Source organism: Exiguobacterium flavidum (assembly GCF_003344535.1).
GTDB lineage: Bacteria > Bacillota > Bacilli > Exiguobacteriales > Exiguobacteriaceae > Exiguobacterium_A > Exiguobacterium_A flavidum.
Window position 1 is genome coordinate 34,529 of the sequence record NZ_QPKS01000011.1, and the last position, 15,487, is coordinate 50,015.

At 60.9% G+C, this 15,487-nt stretch carries 16 protein-coding genes; 3 read left to right on the plus strand and 13 right to left on the minus strand.

The genetic code is table 11. The annotated features are described in order from the left end of the window. Nucleotides 1-82 precede the first annotated feature (82 nt). The 13 genes from DFG60_RS11010 to prfA form a co-directional block, all read right to left on the minus strand. Nucleotides 83-868, minus strand: a complete 786-nt coding sequence (locus tag DFG60_RS11010; protein ID WP_114571826.1) for a hypothetical protein — start codon at nucleotides 866-868, stop codon at nucleotides 83-85. Nucleotides 869-1,008: 140 nt separating this feature from the next. Beyond that, nucleotides 1,009-2,763 (minus strand): methyl-accepting chemotaxis protein, encoded by a 1,755-nt coding sequence (locus DFG60_RS11015; protein ID WP_157964537.1) that lies wholly within the window; start codon nucleotides 2,761-2,763, stop codon nucleotides 1,009-1,011. Nucleotides 2,764-2,893: 130 nt separating this feature from the next. Further along, nucleotides 2,894-3,532 (minus strand): ABC transporter ATP-binding protein, encoded by a 639-nt coding sequence (locus DFG60_RS11020; RefSeq protein ID WP_114571828.1) that lies wholly within the window; start codon nucleotides 3,530-3,532, stop codon nucleotides 2,894-2,896. Then, on the minus strand, nucleotides 3,529-4,533 hold the full coding sequence (locus DFG60_RS11025) for an FtsX-like permease family protein (RefSeq protein ID WP_114571898.1): 1,005 nt from the start codon (nucleotides 4,531-4,533) through the stop codon (nucleotides 3,529-3,531). Before DFG60_RS11025 ends, DFG60_RS11020 begins: the two co-directional genes overlap by 4 nt. A 68-nt stretch (nucleotides 4,534-4,601) precedes the next feature. After that, the gene (locus tag DFG60_RS11030) at nucleotides 4,602-5,972 is read right to left on the minus strand and encodes a HAMP domain-containing sensor histidine kinase (protein WP_114571829.1); all 1,371 of its coding nucleotides are present in this window, start codon (nucleotides 5,970-5,972) and stop codon (nucleotides 4,602-4,604) included. Next, nucleotides 5,972-6,634 (minus strand): response regulator transcription factor, encoded by a 663-nt coding sequence (locus tag DFG60_RS11035; protein ID WP_114571830.1) that lies wholly within the window; start codon nucleotides 6,632-6,634, stop codon nucleotides 5,972-5,974. The genes DFG60_RS11030 and DFG60_RS11035 overlap by 1 nt, the downstream gene beginning before the upstream one ends. Continuing rightward, a complete protein-coding gene (locus DFG60_RS11040) occupies nucleotides 6,631-7,158 on the minus strand; it encodes a hypothetical protein (protein WP_114571831.1) in 528 nt (175 codons plus the stop codon). Before DFG60_RS11040 ends, DFG60_RS11035 begins: the two co-directional genes overlap by 4 nt. Before the next feature lie 53 nt (nucleotides 7,159-7,211). Beyond that, nucleotides 7,212-8,471: a serine hydroxymethyltransferase gene (glyA, locus tag DFG60_RS11045; protein WP_114571832.1), complete on the minus strand. Its 1,260-nt coding sequence runs from the start codon at nucleotides 8,469-8,471 to the stop codon at nucleotides 7,212-7,214. Nucleotides 8,472-8,612: 141 nt separating this feature from the next. After that, a complete protein-coding gene (locus DFG60_RS11050; protein ID WP_114571833.1) occupies nucleotides 8,613-9,152 on the minus strand; it encodes a TIGR01440 family protein in 540 nt (179 codons plus the stop codon). Continuing rightward, a complete protein-coding gene (gene rpiB / locus DFG60_RS11055; protein ID WP_114571834.1) occupies nucleotides 9,153-9,593 on the minus strand; it encodes a ribose 5-phosphate isomerase B in 441 nt (146 codons plus the stop codon). It abuts the gene before it with no gap. A gap of 5 nt (nucleotides 9,594-9,598) precedes the next feature. Next, nucleotides 9,599-10,111 (minus strand): low molecular weight protein arginine phosphatase, encoded by a 513-nt coding sequence (locus DFG60_RS11060; RefSeq protein WP_114571835.1) that lies wholly within the window; start codon nucleotides 10,109-10,111, stop codon nucleotides 9,599-9,601. Between the two features lie 14 nt (nucleotides 10,112-10,125). Next, nucleotides 10,126-11,970 carry a peptide chain release factor N(5)-glutamine methyltransferase gene (prmC, locus tag DFG60_RS13815; protein ID WP_114571836.1) on the minus strand — a complete coding sequence of 615 codons (1,845 nt, stop codon included), beginning with the start codon at nucleotides 11,968-11,970 and terminating at the stop codon, nucleotides 10,126-10,128. Next, on the minus strand, nucleotides 11,970-13,028 hold the full coding sequence (gene prfA / locus DFG60_RS11070; RefSeq protein WP_114571899.1) for a peptide chain release factor 1: 1,059 nt from the start codon (nucleotides 13,026-13,028) through the stop codon (nucleotides 11,970-11,972). The genes prmC and prfA overlap by 1 nt, the downstream gene beginning before the upstream one ends. A gap of 170 nt (nucleotides 13,029-13,198) precedes the next feature. Between prfA and DFG60_RS11075 the strand changes: the two genes are divergently transcribed. The 3 genes from DFG60_RS11075 to DFG60_RS11085 are packed head-to-tail and all read left to right on the plus strand — an operon-like array spanning nucleotide 13,199 to nucleotide 15,444. Continuing rightward, complete coding sequence (locus DFG60_RS11075; RefSeq protein ID WP_114571837.1) at nucleotides 13,199-13,576, plus strand: GntR family transcriptional regulator; 378 nt, start codon at nucleotides 13,199-13,201, stop codon at nucleotides 13,574-13,576. Beyond that, the gene (locus DFG60_RS11080) at nucleotides 13,563-14,429 is read left to right on the plus strand and encodes an ABC transporter ATP-binding protein (protein ID WP_114571838.1); all 867 of its coding nucleotides are present in this window, start codon (nucleotides 13,563-13,565) and stop codon (nucleotides 14,427-14,429) included. Before DFG60_RS11075 ends, DFG60_RS11080 begins: the two co-directional genes overlap by 14 nt. Continuing rightward, nucleotides 14,422-15,444, plus strand: coding sequence for an ABC transporter permease subunit (locus tag DFG60_RS11085; protein ID WP_114571839.1), 1,023 nt, complete (start codon nucleotides 14,422-14,424; stop codon nucleotides 15,442-15,444). Before DFG60_RS11080 ends, DFG60_RS11085 begins: the two co-directional genes overlap by 8 nt. Nucleotides 15,445-15,487: the final 43 nt, after the last annotated feature.

Consider the following 15,487-nt stretch of genomic DNA (forward strand, 5'->3'; position numbering starts at 1 on the left):
TCCCTCTTCCTTTCACTCGTTTCACTAAGGACTAGTATACCAAGAAAAAAAAGCCGGCGAGCGCCGACTTTCGAAACGTTGTTCACGATTCATCGAGTTGCCTGCAAGTTTCGGCCATCCTTCTGATCTCCTTGCCCATCTCCGCGTTCAGCGGATAGGATTCCTCGAGGTACGCGAGGATGTTCAGCGCGGAAGCCGGGACCTGTCCGTACCCTTGCAGCATCGCCCCCATCCGTCTCGTGAACTGCGGAAACCGTTTCTCGAGTCTGCGCTCGTTCCCGAAGACGTCCGGGTAGTACGCGACTTCCTGCTCGATGAGATGGAGTACGGACAGGATGTTGTCGATCGCATGGCTTTCGACGAACCGCATGCCGGACAGCTTCTCCCCCCGCGCATACCGGCACAGGCCGACGTACAGGTTGGTCAGCGCCTCGTTCACTGCGAAATCGAGCGAATCCCGGCGCAGAGAAGCCGGCTCTTTGACCGGCGACGCGATCCTTTCGTCGGTGAATGCCGGATCCTTCCAGACGATGCGACCTGGCGTAAACAGGATGTCCGTCATCTCTGATGCCTCGAACACGGCGAATTCGCCGTATACGCCGTCAGCAAACAATATCTTGTATCCGTCTTCCGTATTCCGGAATATATACGCGAGCGGATGGACGGCTTCGAGCCAGTCGAGACGCTCGATGAACCTCGCCTTCGCCCCCGTCTTCGTGATGACGAAGAAGTCGAGATCCGAATATTCATCCAGGCGCGCAAGTTCCGCCCCGACCGAGCCGAGCCCGAGCAAAAGCAAGGCATCCCCCGTCTCCTCGAGGCTCGCCCCGATCCGGTCGAGCCGTTCCAGCAAAATTTCCTTCCTCATGTCAACAGCCCCCTTATCTTCCTACTCCCCTACTTTACTTGAAGGGATGTCCGCCGACCAGCCGATCGTCCGCTGAAAATCGCGTATGAGAAAACGACGGACCGCATCATCTCTGATCCGTTCCGTCGCTTTCAGGTTCCTTATTTCGTTTCGTCCTCGTGAACTCGGAACAGCTCGACCTGCCCCGTCATCTCCTGCGTCATCGCGGCGAGCGATGAGGCTGCGGTCGCGACTTCACCGCTTGACGAGCTCATACCGTCGAGCGATGCTGCGATCTCTTCGGACGAGGCCGCGACTTCCTCGGCGACGATCGAGGCGGACTCGAGCTTCTCGCTCAAGTTCTCCTTCTCCGTCCGGACCGACGTGGCTGCCTCGCTGATCGCCTCGATCCGCGGAACGATTCCGCTGATGCCGTTCAGGATATCTCCGAACGAGTCGATCGCGGCGTCGATCGCCGCACCTTGCTTGTCATGCTCCGTTCCGAGCAGGCCGGTCATCTCGACCATCGCCGCCGTCTCGAGCGTGACATCGCGGATGAGTGCGTCGATCTCGATCGCCGACTGCTTCGACTGGACCGCGAGCTTCTTGACCTCTTCTGCGACGACGGCGAACGCCCGTCCCGCTTCTCCGGCCCGTGCCGATTCGATCGAGGCGTTCAAGGACAGGAGCGTCGTCTGGTCCGAGATGCCGTTGATGATGCCGGTGATCGCCTGGATGTCGAGCAGGCGCGCTTCGAGGATCCCGATCTTCCCTGAGAACCCGCGGAAGGCCTGTTCTGCCGCCTCGACCGAGACGGTCAGCTTGCGCATGTCCTCCTCGCCCTTGCCTGCCTGTCCTTCGATCCGTTTCGACTCGCTGTCGATCGTCTTGATTTCGGACGACATCTGGTCGATCTGCTCGTTGAAGCGGCGGAGGATCTCGGAGATCGTCGTCAACTCCTCTGCCTGCGCGACGACACCGCCCGTGACTTCCTTGACTGATTCCGAGATCGTCGTCGTCGCGACCTCCATCTGTCTCGAGACCTCAAGCAATCCTGCCGACTGCCCGCTCACCTCGCTTGAAGAGGAACGCATGCTGCCGACGATCCCTTCGAGTGACACGCGCATCTCGCCGAGTGAAGCTGCCATCGTCCCGGTCTCGTCCTTATTCTTCGCGATGCGTGCGTATGCCTCATCATCCGACAAGTCGAGCGCGCCGATCTTCTCGATCAACCGCGTCGTCCCTTTGATCGATTTCGAGATGTTGCGCGAGACGAGCCACGCGATGAGTGCGCCGAGCAGGATCGCGATGAGCGTCATCACGAGCACATCGGTCTTCATCTTCTCGAAGGCCGCATGCTCAGCCTTGACGTCGGCGTCGACACCGACGACACCGATGACCTCGCCGCTTGCGTCCTTGATCGGCGCGTATGACGTCAGGAGCGTACCCCACTCCGAGACGTCGATCGTCTCCCCGATGACCGTCTCTCCGGCATAGACCGCCCGCAGCGCTTCCGCGTCGACTTCCGCCTCGTCACCGATCTGTGAAGCATCTTCAGCCGACATGTCCATCCCGTCGACGACGTAGATGTATTTGCCGTCAGCCGTCTTCTTGAGCGTGAACAAATACTTCGCTCCGACCGTCTCGCGCAGCTCGTTCAGCTCCGTCCGCATCTCTTCATAAGAGGCGTCCGCGTCGGACGTCGTCTCGATTCCTTTGAACGCCTCGACGTCGATCCGTTTCACCGCCTGCTCCATCGTCCGTTCGCTTTCCTTGCCGAGGTTTCCCATGAAGAGGTTTTGACTCTCCCTGTACATCATGAAGGCGAGCGCACTCGTCAGGACGAGTATCGTCGCGAGAAAGGCGACCGTGATGCGGGCGCCGATTTTTTTACGAAAGTCTAACTTGTTGAACATATGTATCCCCCTCAAATCTGCATGTACATATTTTACCAAATTCAAAGAGGTCCGACTCCATCCATTTCCAAACATATGGGAGTATTTTCACGACGAAGAGCCCCTTTCAGCAGAAAGAGGCTCTCCCGTCTCATTTTCTCAATCGGCCGTCCTCGAGCCGGAACACGCTGTCACATAAATCGAGCATCCGCTCGTCATGTGTGATCAAGAGGACGTTCTTCCCCGTGTCGGCCTCGCTGCGCAACATCTCCATCACGCTTCGCCCGTTCGCGTAGTCGAGGCTCGCCGTCGGTTCGTCAGCGAGGATCAGCCGCGGCTCGTTGACGAGCGCACGGGCGATCGCGACGCGCTGGCGCTGCCCGCCGGAAAGTGTTGCCGGCAGATGGTCCGCCCGTCCTGCGAGACCGAACTGTTCAAGCAGCCGTTCGGCCCGGCTCTCGCGCACCCCATGCTCCCTCTCGACGAGCATCAGTTGCTCCTTCGCTGTCAGGAACGGGACGAGATGGGCCTCCTGAAAGATGAAGCCGATCGACGCGAGCCGCAATTTACGGCGCTCCTCTTCCGACAGGTCGCCCGTGTCCCGTCCGTCGATCCGGAAACTGCCGGACGTCTGCCGCTGGAGCAGACCGATCACCTGCAGCAGCGTGCTCTTGCCGCTTCCGCTCGGTCCGACGAGCGCCGTCATCTCGCCCGCTTTCGCCGTCAATGAGATTCCGCTCAGGATCTCTGTCTCGCCGTATCGTTTCGTGATGTCAGTCAATTCGATCATCCGCGCACACCCCCGATCACGTCGGCCGGCTCGACCCGCCCGAGCAGACGGAGCGGGAAGAGGGCGCCGATCAACGCCGAGGCCAGCAGAATCCCGGCGTAAAGGAAGCCGCCCGCCTCAAGCCGGAACGGGATGTCCGCCGGGAGGATGTTCTTCAGGACGAGAGCGAGCGCAAAGCTGCAGACGGCCGCCGCAGCGGCGACGAAGACAACCTGCAGCAGGAGCGCCTCGCCCATCCGGCGATTCTGTAGTCCGATCGCCTTCAGGATACCGAGCTGCGGCAGCTTCTCCATCGTCGTCAAGTAGAAGAAGGCAGACAACAGGAGCGCCCCGATCAGGACGAGGAACAGCCGCATCATCTGAAACGAGCTCTGTTCCGCCGAATAGCCGGGCACGCTCTCGATGACGTCCCGTAGACTATACTTCCCGCTCTCACCGATGAAGGCGGAGGCGTACGAGACACCGATCGTCTCCTGCCAATCCTGCCACGTCTCCCACGTCATCCAGAGGACCGGAGCGTGGCTGTACCTGCCCGGCGTGGTCCCTGTTATCCGAAACTCCTGCTTCGTCCGGAAGTCGGTGACCGCGTCGCCGACCTTCGCACCACCTTCAGCGAGCAGGCTCGTATCGACGAGGACCTCGCCTTTTCGAAGCCGTGCTGCTTCTTTCGGCGCATAGCGGGAGCCGCCTGCGAGCGCGAACACCGCGGCGTCCGTCTTCGTCCCGTCACGCGTCTCGAGCGTCACCATCTGCGCCCCGAGCTTCTCCGTCCCAGCCGGCGCGTCATCCGTCAGAAAGGAGCGGGTGACGTCTCCCTTCGCGTCCGCTTCGAGGGTGAACCTCGCGTCAGGCATCAGCCGGTAGACGGAACCATTGTCATAGGCAAGCCCATCCGCGAGTCCGGAGATCATCCAGACGAGCAGCAGGATCAGTGTCGTCACACCGCCAATCATCATGAATCGTTTCTTCGAGCGTCTGAGCTCAAGCCATCCGAGTCTCATCATTTTCGCCTCCATTCATTTCTCGTCTTTCAGTATGGGGACGAAAGATGAACGGAATATGAACAAGGTCAGATTTTCGGGAAGCGGAAGTGGAACACCGTCCCTTGACCGAGGACGGAATCGACCTCGACCGAGGCCTCGAGCCGGACGAGGATCTCGGCGACGATCGACAGACCGAGCCCAGATCCGACCGAGGCACGCGAGACGTCACCCTTATAGAAACGTTCGAACAGGCGCTCCTTCGTCTCATCCGACATGCCGTGGCCTTCGTCGCGGATCTCGACCTCGATCGCATGGACCGTCTCGGACGCCTTGACGCAGATGGTACTGCCGGGACTCGACGCCCGCATCGCGTTCCGCAGGACGTTATGCCACACCTGCTCGAGCAGCGCCTCGTCCGCGAACAGCGCGAGATGGCTCGGGACGCCGCTTACGACAGCGATCCCCTTCTCGTCGAGCTCGTATTCGAGACTCATCAGCGTCCGCTCGATCGACGGGGCGAGCAGGACGCGCGTCCGTTTGACCGACGCCCCCTCATCGAGACGGGCGAGTGTCAGGAGCTGGCGCGTCAGCTCGGACATCCGGTCCGCCTCCTGCTCGATGATCGAGGCCGTCCGGTCCCGCTCTGCTTCAGAGAGCGGCTGACGAAGTTTCCGCGCATACCCTTTCAAGGAAGCGAGCGGCGACTGGAACTCGTGCGAGACGTTCGCGACGAACGCCTTCCGTTCCTCGTCCGTCCGTGAGACGGCAATCGCCATCTCGTTGAACTGGCGGGACAGCTGACCGATCTCATCGCGCGACCGGGTCGGCAGCTCGACCGTGTAATCCCCTTCCGTCATCCGCTTCGTCGCGCTCGTCAGCGTCTTGAGCGGTTTGACGATGTATCGCGCGGCGAAGACGAGCAGGAGGAAGCTGATCACGACGAGCAGCGCGAGGAACAGCCCGACGAACAAGTGGAGCTCGCGAATCTGCCGGCTGAGGTCCGGCCGGATGAAGACGGCGTCCGTCCCGCGCTCGTTCTCGAGCGCGACACCGTACGTATTGATGACCTCATTGTCGAACAAACCGAGCAGGAACAGATGGAACGGGTAGTCACGCATCCCGTGGTACGGCTCGCCGCCCTTGACCCGCTCGACGACGTCCCGTCCGATCGACTCATCCCGGAACGGATTGCCGAACCGCTTGACGCTCCCTTCCACATCCTCGACGTGCAGCTGATAACCGGTCCGGCTGAGCATCTCGTAGAAGGCGTCCGGCTCGCTGTCGCCATGCGCCTCATAGTAAGAGATCGCCGTGTCGACCGTCCGCTCGACCTTCGCGCTGTACTCACGTTGCCAGTAGAGATAGTAGATGACGTTGCTGACGAGCAGCGACAGCAGGGCCGAGACGAGCAGGAGGAGACTGACCGTCGCGACGATCTTCGTATAGAGCGTCCGCATCAGCGCACCTCCAGCCGGTAGCCGAGCCCGCGTACCGTCAAAATCTCGAACCCGGCGTCAAGGAAACGCTCCCGCAGCCGCTTGACGTGGACGTCGATCGTCCGGTCGTCCCCCTCGAAATCGATCCCCCAGATCCGCTCGATCAGCTCGTCACGGCTGAACACGCGTCCCGGGAAGCTCGCGAGCTGATAGAGCAACTCGAACTCTTTGCGGGGAAGGCGGATCGTTTGATCTGCCTGCTTGACGAGATAGCTCGTCTTGTCGATCGTCACGCCGCCGAGCGACAGGACCGGGAGCGCCGCCTTCCGGTAACGCCTTGCGACGGCCTGCAGGCGGAAGAGCAACTCCTCCGGCAAAAATGGTTTCGTCATGTAGTCGTCCGCGCCGATGTCGAATCCGGCCCGCTTGTCGTCGAGCGCCCCGAGCGCGGTCAGCAGGATGATCGGGATCTCCTGCGTCTTTCGCAACTCCTGACAGAGCGCGAGCCCGTCCTTCCCGGGCAACATGACATCGAGGACGGCCGCCTCGAACGTCTCCGACGCGATCAGACGGCTCGCCTCGCTTCCTGTCCGTGCAGCCGTGACCGCGTGGCCCGCTGCCGTCAACGTGTCAGCGATCAGGTTCCGGATCATCGCGTCGTCCTCTGCGATCAAGATCTTCATCGCACACCTCCAAAGTCGAGTTCCGCCCGGATCGCTTGCGGGAGCGGTTGTTGCCTGAGCCGGTCGAGTATGTCCTGGTCAGCACCGTTTTGCGCGAGCCAACCTTTGAGCAGTGCCGCCTTCTCCGTCCGTCCGATCAGACTGTAGGCGACGAACCAGACCTCCGGCGCCCCGTACTGGATGCCGTCACGGACCGGTCCGTTGAGCGCCGGCAAGTGACAGACGCCTTCGTCCGTCTTGATCGCAAAGTGTCCGAACAGCTCGAGCGCATGTCCGTCTTCCGTGACCACCCATTTGTAACGGCTCGCGTACGGCCCGTCGCCGCTCTCAGCCTTCTTGAACTCGAAGCCGTCGAGCGCCCGGGCGACTTCATGCGCATAGGCGTCCGTCGCGATGTCCCAGTCGTTGACCTCCTGCGTCAGGCCGAGCAGCGCGAGCAAGGCGCTCCCGCCGACCGTGTACGGGATGCCCGCTTGCCTGAGCGCACCCGTCACGTCCTTCAGTAACTTCCATCGTTTGTCCATTCGTCCCACCTCAAAAAAACGTGCCCCGGTCGCCCGGGACACGAAGAGTCTTATCAGCCGCGCTCAGGGTAGAGCGGGAAACGTTTCGTCAGCGCGAGCACCTGCCCGTGCGCGTTCTTGAGCGTCGATTCGTCCTCCGGGTTCTTTAGGACGAGCTCGATCAGCTCAGCGATCTCGACCATCTCGGCTTCCTTGAAGCCGCGCGACGTCATCGCCGCCGTCCCGATCCGGATGCCGCTCGTGACGAACGGGCTTGCCGGGTCGAACGGGATCGTGTTCTTGTTGACCGTGATGCCGGCCTCATCGAGCGCATGCTCCGCGAGCTTGCCCGTGATGCCGAGCGGCTGGAGGTCGACGAGCAGAAGATGGTTGTCCGTACCGCCAGAGACGATGCGGAGACCGCGCTTCGTCAGCTCCTCACCGAGCACCTTCGCGTTCGCGATGACCTGCGCGATGTAGTCCTTGAAGTCCGGACGGAGCGCCTCGCCGAACGCGACGGCCTTTGCCGCGATGACGTGCATGAGCGGCCCGCCCTGGATACCGGGGAAGATCGACTTGTCGATCGCCTTCGCGTGCTCCTCCTTGCAGAGGATCATCCCGCCGCGCGGTCCGCGAAGCGTCTTGTGCGTCGTCGTCGTGACGAAATGGGCGTGCTCGACCGGGTTCGGATGGAGACCGGCCGCGACGAGACCCGCGATGTGGGCCATGTCGACCATCAGGTAGGCACCGACGCTGTCCGCGATCTCGCGGAAGCGTTTGAAGTCGATCACGCGCGGATACGCCGATGCGCCCGCGACGATCAATTTCGGTTTGTGTTCCTCAGCCAGCTTCGCGACGACGTCATAGTCGATCATCTCTGTCTCTTTGTCGACGCCGTACTCGACGAAGTTGTACTGGACACCGGAGAAGTTCACCGGGCTGCCGTGCGTCAGGTGGCCACCGTGCGACAGGTTCATCCCGAGGACCGTGTCGCCCTGGTCGAGGATCGTGAAGTAGACCGCCATGTTCGCCTGTGCGCCCGAGTGCGGCTGGACGTTCGCGTGCTCCGCGCCGAAGATTTCCTTCGCACGGTCGCGCGCGAGGTTCTCCGCGAGGTCGACGAACTCACATCCGCCGTAGTAGCGACGTCCCGGATAACCTTCCGCGTACTTGTTCGTCAGGACGCTTCCCTGCGCTTCCATGACTGCCGGTGAGACGAAGTTCTCAGAAGCGATCAGCTCGATGTTGTCGCGCTGGCGCCCGAGTTCCTTCTGCATGGCCGAGAAGAGTTCCTCGTCCTGTCGTTTCAAATACGTAAGCGGTGTTTGTTCCATCCCAATTCCCCCATTCGTTTTCGATACGTTCATCGTAACATGAAGCTGCCTCATGCGGTATCCGTTAATCTCAGGAAAAATGGAACGTAAAAACGCACCCTACTCCCTTCAAGACGAAGGAGGACGGGTGCGTTCTGGTGATCATTCGTATTTGGCACGACTGCCGCCGATCAGCTTCGGCCGCGTGATCGCCGCCGTCACATGCGCCTCGCCGATTTCACGGTGAGGCAGGCGGACAGGTACCGCGACCGGTTTCAAGTGCATCCCGATGAACGTGTCGCCGATGTCGATGCCGGCATCCGCCTTGATCGATTCGACGACGACCGGGTCCTCGAGACGCTTGTACGCCGCGCTCGCCATCGACCCGCCTGCTTCCGGGACCGGAACGACGCCGACCGGATCGAGACCGAGCCGCTCAGCCGTCGTGCGTTCGAGCGTCAACGCGCGGTTGATATGCTCGCACCCTTGAAAGGCGAGCGCGACCTGACGCTTCCGGCTGAACGCCTCGAGCACGTCGAACAGTACTGAGGCGACCTCAGGGGACCCCGCCTTGCCGATTTGCTTGCCGATGACCTCGCTCGTCGAACAGCCGACGACGAGGAGCTTGCCTGATAGCGGAAAACGTTCGTCGAGCGCCTGGAGCGACGCGTCAAGCTCGTGTTTGACCCGCTCGAGATCCATTCATCTCACCTCATAGTCCGAAATCTTGCAGACCCGGTTCTCATGGCGTCCGCCCTCGAACTCCGTCTCGAGCCAGATCTGCGCGATCTCGCGCGCAAGTCCCGCTCCGATGACGCGTTCGCCCATCGTCAGGATGTTCGAGTCGTTGTGCTGGCGTGTCGCCTTCGCGCTGAACGTGTCGTGGACGAGTGCTGCGCGGATGCCCTTGACCTTGTTCGCCGCGATGCCGATGCCGATGCCCGTGCCGCAGATGAGGATGCCGCGGTCGAACTCGCCGTTCGCGACCGCCTCAGCGACTGGGATGGCGACGTCCGGATAGTCGATCGAGTCGGCCGAGTACGTCCCGAAGTCCGTGAAGTCGATGCCGAGTTCGTTCAGAAGATCCGTGATCTCCGCCTTCAGTTTGAATCCACCGTGGTCTGCTCCGATTGCTACTTTCATAAAAATTATTCTCCCGTCTGTCTTGGTTGTTTTTTCGGGAGCTTCCGGTCTAACGCCTTTCGTCCGCTCCCGTTCTGCGTCAATTTTAACACAAGACGGTTGACGAGTGGTTCGAGTTCGTTCCGGACCTGGCGATAGACGTTCATCGACCCGCCGTACGGATCGTTGATGTCGCGCTCGAGTCCCGTCACGTACTCATAGAGCGTGAAGGTCCTCTCCTTCAGCTCCGGATATCGTTCACCGACCTCCTGCTTATGGGCGCGGGTCATCGTCAGGATGACGTCCGACCAGCGACCGAGGACGTCGTCGAAGACTTGCGTATAATGTTCGAGCTCGATGCCCCGTTCCCGGAGCACCTGAAGCGCGTTCTCTGAAGCGTCGAAGCCCTGCATCGAGCGCAATCCGGCTGAGCGGACGTCGAACTCCTGCTCCGCGACCTTCGAACGCAGAAGTGCCATCGCCATCGGGCTGCGGCACGTATTTCCTGTACAGATAAACAGAATGCGACGTGTGCTCATCTCAGGTTCCTCCTTCATGACGGGCGAATGATCCGGCCACCTGCTGCCTTGTGGAGCCGATTGCGGACTGCCAGCCCAACACCTTCCTCTGATAGGTCTCGTACAAAAATCTGATCCACCGTCGTTTGGTCAAAGCGTCGTAAACAATCGTAAAGGCGCCGGGCTGCCGTCTCCATGTCGTGCCCGAGGAAACAGCGGACGTCAGCATCTACTTCTTCGCCGTCGAAGAGGATGACACCTGTCTTTGATCCCGATTGGCGAGCCGCATCAATGGTCTTTTGCAGGAAAGCGAGGTCCCCGACGACGATCGAGAGCGTCGCCTCCGGCGCGTAATGGGTATATTTCATCCCGGGCGCCTTCGGGGCGGCGTCACTCGTCTTCAAGGCGGGATCGAGTACGACCGGACCGATCGCCGCTTCGAGCTGTTCGCGCGTCACGCCGCCCGGCCGCAAGATGACCGGAGGTGTCGCCGTGCAGTCGATGACGGTCGATTCGACGCCGATTCCCGTCTCTCCGCCGTCGACGATGCCGGCAATCCGCCCGGACAGATCATGGGCGACGTGTCCGCTCGACGTCGGGGAAGGCTTTCCTGAACGGTTGGCGCTCGGTGCCGCGAGACCAAGTCCCGACGCCTCGATCAGTCGAAGCGCGAGCGGATGGTCCGGCATCCGGAGGCCGATCGTATCGAGCCCTGCCGTGACGAAGGCGGACGCCTTGCCGCTGGACGGCAAGATGATCGTCAGCGGTCCCGGCCAGAACGCCTCCATCAGGCGTCGTGCGACGTCCGGGACGAATGATGCGAACTGCTCCGCCTGTCCGATCGAGGCGACGTGGACGATCAAAGGATTATCGGAAGGGCGACCCTTCGCTTCGAATATGCGTTCGACAGCGTCGTCGCGCGTCGCGTCCCCCGCGAGCCCGTAGACGGTCTCGGTCGGGATGGCGACCACCTCCCCATCCTTGAGCAGCTTCACTGCCCGGTCCATCGTCTTCTCGTTGATCATCTCAGTCTGCATGTCCGATTCCTTTCGCTCCGCATACACGATACGGTCTTTCCCGTTTATATCTTTTAAAATACCCGTTTCCGCCTCCGGATAACGCTCTTTTAACATCAATCGCACGTCCGGCCCTTGCGCGTGTCCGATTTCGAAGGCGATCAGACGCCAGTCCGGTTTCAGGACGCGCGCGCTGCCTTCGACGAGACGGCGATAGAAGTCGAGGCCGTCCTTCCCGCCGAACAGCGCGAGGTGCGGCTCATGGTCGAACACGACCTCGCTGAGCAGTTCGTCCTCCTCGATGTAGGGCGGGTTCGAGACGAGGACGCGGACCGATTCGTCCGAGAGCGGCGCGAGCAGGTCCCCTTCGAGGAACGTCACGTCCGCTCCGAGCTGCTCGCCGTTTCGCCTCGCGACCGCGATCGCGTCAGGCGAGATGTCGACCGTCGTCACCGGCGTCTTCAGTTCGAGCGACAGCGTCACACAGATCGCTCCGCTGCCGGTCCCGATGTCGACGATTTCCCCTGATTCGAACGTCTCCCCTTGAATGCGGGAGACGACGAACTCGATCAGCTCCTCCGTCTCGGGGCGCGGGATGAGGACGGCGGGCGTCACCTCGAACTCACGTCCGTAGAACGGACCCGTCCCGATCAGGTGCTGGACGGGCACACCGTTCAGATGGGCCATCAGGTACTCGCTGTAGAGCAGGTCCTGCTCCGGCGTCAGCTCGTCCGACAGGCGGACGAGCAGTCCCGTCCGGTCGACGCCGAGGACGTGCATGAGTAACCATTCGGCACTCGAGCCTTCCCGTCCTGCCATGATAAATTTTGCCTGTGCTTCGTTCAGTCGTTTCGCGATCCGCATCAGTTCGCCGCCTCCGATGCCCTCGCCTGATGTTCCATGACGAGCGCGTCGATCAGCTCGTCCATCTCCCCTTGCAGGATCCGGTCGAGCTTCTGGATCGTCAAACCGATCCGATGATCCGTCACGCGGTTCTGCGCGAAGTTGTATGTCCGGATCCGCTCCGAACGGTCACCCGTCCCGACGGCCGACTTCCGCTTCTCATCGTACTCGGCCTGGCTCTCGCGCTGGATCTTGTCAAAGACGCGCGCCCGGAGGACCTTCATCGCCTTCTCCTTGTTCTTGATCTGCGACTTCTCGTCCTGACAGCTCGCGACGATTCCGGTCGGCACGTGCGTCACGCGGACGGCCGACTGGGTCGTGTTGACCGACTGCCCGCCCGGTCCGCTCGAGGTGAACGTGTCGACGCGGACGTCCTTGTCGTGGATCTCGACCTCGACCTCCTCTGCTTCCGGGAGGACGGCGACGGTCGCAGTCGACGTATGGATCCGTCCGCCCGACTCCGTCGACGGGACGCGCTGGACGCGGTGTGCCCCGTTCTCGAACTTCAGCTTCGAGTAGGCGCCTGCCCCTTTGATGATGAAGATGATTTCCTTATAACCGCCGAGCTCCGTATGGCTCGCCTCGATGACCTCGATCTTCCAGTTCTGCTTCTCGGCGAACTTCGCGTACATCTTGAACAGATCGGACGCGAACAGCGCCGCCTCGTCGCCTCCAGCAGCACCTCGGATCTCGACGATGACGTTCTTGTCGTCGTTCGGGTCCTTCGGAAGGAGGAGCGCCTTCAGCCTCGCCTCGAGCGCCTTGATCTCCGGCTCGAGATGGGCGACCTCCTCCTTCGCGAGGTCCCGCATCTCCGGGTCGGTCAGCATCTGGCGCGCCTCCTGATACGCCTCCATCTGATCGCGATAGACGCGGTAGACCTCGACGGTCGGAGCGAGCTGGGATTGTTCCTTCGAGAACTCGCGTAATTGGTTCGGGTTGTTGATGATCTCGGGATCCGACAAGAGGTCGTTCAATTTCTCGTATCGGTCCTCGAGGGCACTTAGTCGCTCTAGCATGATGAGCTTCATTCCTTCCTCTACATATACTCTGCCAAAAGTATAGCAAAAAACACGCCTCTCCGTCCGCCTTCCTATCCTTCGTCGGACTTAAGTCTGATTGACAAGTTCTGTAAATGAATTATACTGAATGTACCAACCGTATTAATACACTTAGGGAGGAATGCACCATGTTCACCATCGATCCGCGAAGTCCCTCTCCCCTCTATGAGCAGCTGATCGAACAAACCATCCGTTCGATCGCCCGCGGTCTGATACGTCCGGGCGAGCAGATGCCGTCCGTCCGCGAGCTCGCAGGCAGCCTGTTCATCAATCCGAACACCGTCGCGCGCGCCTATCAGGAGCTCGAGAGCCGCGGCTTCATTACGACGATGCGTGGCAAGGGCTCGTTCGTCGCCGACATGCCGCTTTCGCTCGTGCGGGAAGAAGCGCTCAAGCAGAAGATGTACGAACTCCGCGCCGTCGCGAAAGAGCTCGACGTGTCGGACGAGGAGCTATGCCAGATGATGGAACGAATCAAGGAGGAGCATAAACATGTTGACCGTTGAACACCTGACGAAACGAATTGGACAGAAGATGATCTATGAGAACGCCTCGTTCACCTTGCCGGCCGGGACGATCACGGCCTTGATCGGACGGAACGGGGCAGGCAAGACGACGCTCTTGAAGACGCTCGTCGGCACGTATCTGCCGACGCGCGGACGTGTCGAATGGGCGGGCGAGTCGATTCATGATGTGCCGGCGACGCGACGTCACATCTTCCTCGTCCCGGACTCGGTCGTCCATTATCGCCAGATGTCGCTCGGCGAGCTGATCGGCTTCTACGCGGCATTCTATCCGGCGTTCGACCGTCCGTACATCGAGAACTACTGTCGCTCTGCGAACCTCGACCGTTCGCGCCGCGTAACGGCGCTGTCGAAAGGTCAAGCCCAGCTCTTCCTGCTCCAGCTCGCCTTCGCGACGAACGCCCCTGTCCTGTTGCTCGACGAACCGACGGACGGGCTCGACCGGATCAACAAGCGCGACTACCTCAAACAGCTCGTCTCGCTCCTCGCCGAGCGCCAGACCGCCGTCCTGATCGCCTCTCACCAGCTCGAGGAACTCGACTCGCTCGCAGACCGGGTGATGACGATCGAGCACCACGTCGTCAAAGCTCCGAAGACGCTCGAGGATGCGAAGTCGAGCATCCAGAAGTGGCAGGTCGTCTATGAGGAAGTCCCGGCGCTCGCCCATCAGGACATCCAGGTGCTCGGGCAGACGGGACGCGTCCTGAACGTGCTCGTCCTGTCAGAAGCAGGCGCCGCCTATCTCGAGAAGACGCAGCCGCTCCTGAAGGATCCGCTGCCAGTCCAGCTCGAAGACTATTTCCTAGGAACATTCGGAGGGGATCAAGATGTATAAGCAATTATTCCGCCATCAACTGAAACAAGCCGTCTTCCCGATCATCGGTTTCATCCTGCTCGCCGTCTTCGCCTACGGGTTCGGCGCCTTCAACCTGATCGAGTCGCTGAAGGATTCATCAATCTACGGTGATGCGATCGCCGAACCGTATCTCATCACCCAGGTGCTCGTCAACCCGATCTTCACGGGCGGCGCCGCCGTCCTGATCGCGATCTTCTCCATCCTCCTGATCGGGGCGGAGCGCGGCAGCGGACGGAGCGGAATGTTGCACGCACTGCCGTTCCCGCGCCGCAGCCTGTTCTTCATCAAGTGGCTGATCGGCGCAGGTCTGCTCCTCGTCATCCCGTTGATCGGACTCGGCGTCTCGGCCTTCCTCCTCCAGGTCATCGGCAACATCCCGCTCGGTGACTGGACGACGCCAGTTCAGCTCGCCGAGATGTTCGCCTATCATTACCTGTTCGATCTCGCCGTCTTCAGCCTGTTCCTGCTTGCAGGGACGCTCGCCGGCGACGTCATCGGTCAGCTACTGATCGGACTGTTCCTCGTCTTCTTCAACCTGTTGACGGTCGGCGTCATCTTTGCGGTCGTGTCTGCAGGACTCGAGCCCAACTCCGTGATGGATGAACAGATCGAACGCTTCGTCGAGCCGCTGATGACGACGTTCTCGTTGTTCACTCTGTTCGGCGTCGACCAGGCAATCTTCGAGAGGGACTTCCCGACGGTACCGAGTGCCGTCTACGCCATCTGTCTGACGCTCGTCGCGACGTTGCTCGCCGCCTATCTCTACCCGCGCGTCCACAACGAGATGACAGGACGTTTCACCGTCTTCCCGCGATTGCGCAAGCCGATCGTCCTGATTTTTTCGCTCTACGCCGTCCTGTTGCTCGGCGCGTTCGTCTCCCTTTTCGCATCGTTCCAAGGGATGATCACGCAAATGTTCTACTGGCTCGCCGTCCTGATTCTCGCCTGGCCGGTCTTCCTGGCCTTCCGTCGTCTCGTCGGCTGGCGGCACTGAGATAATGGATTTTTCATCTATTCGATTCAACAAAAAATGAATT

What these genes read in the sequence shown, in the direction of transcription:
- DFG60_RS11080 (WP_114571838.1), top strand. Translation starts at nt 13,563, where the DNA reads ATGTTGACCGTTGAACACCTGACGAAACGAATTGGACAGAAGATGATC.
- DFG60_RS11085 (WP_114571839.1), top strand. Translation starts at nt 14,422, where the DNA reads ATGTATAAGCAATTATTCCGCCATCAACTGAAACAAGCCGTCTTCCCG.
- DFG60_RS11060 (WP_114571835.1), bottom strand. Translation starts at nt 10,111, where the DNA reads ATGAGCACACGTCGCATTCTGTTTATCTGTACAGGAAATACGTGCCGC.
- DFG60_RS11015 (WP_157964537.1), bottom strand. Translation starts at nt 2,763, where the DNA reads ATGTTCAACAAGTTAGACTTTCGTAAAAAAATCGGCGCCCGCATCACG.
- DFG60_RS11020 (WP_114571828.1), bottom strand. Translation starts at nt 3,532, where the DNA reads ATGATCGAATTGACTGACATCACGAAACGATACGGCGAGACAGAGATC.
- DFG60_RS11030 (WP_114571829.1), bottom strand. Translation starts at nt 5,972, where the DNA reads ATGCGGACGCTCTATACGAAGATCGTCGCGACGGTCAGTCTCCTCCTG.
- DFG60_RS11035 (WP_114571830.1), bottom strand. Translation starts at nt 6,634, where the DNA reads ATGAAGATCTTGATCGCAGAGGACGACGCGATGATCCGGAACCTGATC.
- rpiB (WP_114571834.1), bottom strand. Translation starts at nt 9,593, where the DNA reads ATGAAAGTAGCAATCGGAGCAGACCACGGTGGATTCAAACTGAAGGCG.
- DFG60_RS11050 (WP_114571833.1), bottom strand. Translation starts at nt 9,152, where the DNA reads ATGGATCTCGAGCGGGTCAAACACGAGCTTGACGCGTCGCTCCAGGCG.
- glyA (WP_114571832.1), bottom strand. Translation starts at nt 8,471, where the DNA reads ATGGAACAAACACCGCTTACGTATTTGAAACGACAGGACGAGGAACTC.
- DFG60_RS11040 (WP_114571831.1), bottom strand. Translation starts at nt 7,158, where the DNA reads ATGGACAAACGATGGAAGTTACTGAAGGACGTGACGGGTGCGCTCAGG.
- DFG60_RS11075 (WP_114571837.1), top strand. Translation starts at nt 13,199, where the DNA reads ATGTTCACCATCGATCCGCGAAGTCCCTCTCCCCTCTATGAGCAGCTG.
- prfA (WP_114571899.1), bottom strand. Translation starts at nt 13,028, where the DNA reads ATGCTAGAGCGACTAAGTGCCCTCGAGGACCGATACGAGAAATTGAAC.
- DFG60_RS11010 (WP_114571826.1), bottom strand. Translation starts at nt 868, where the DNA reads ATGAGGAAGGAAATTTTGCTGGAACGGCTCGACCGGATCGGGGCGAGC.
- prmC (WP_114571836.1), bottom strand. Translation starts at nt 11,970, where the DNA reads ATGCGGATCGCGAAACGACTGAACGAAGCACAGGCAAAATTTATCATG.
- DFG60_RS11025 (WP_114571898.1), bottom strand. Translation starts at nt 4,533, where the DNA reads ATGAGACTCGGATGGCTTGAGCTCAGACGCTCGAAGAAACGATTCATG.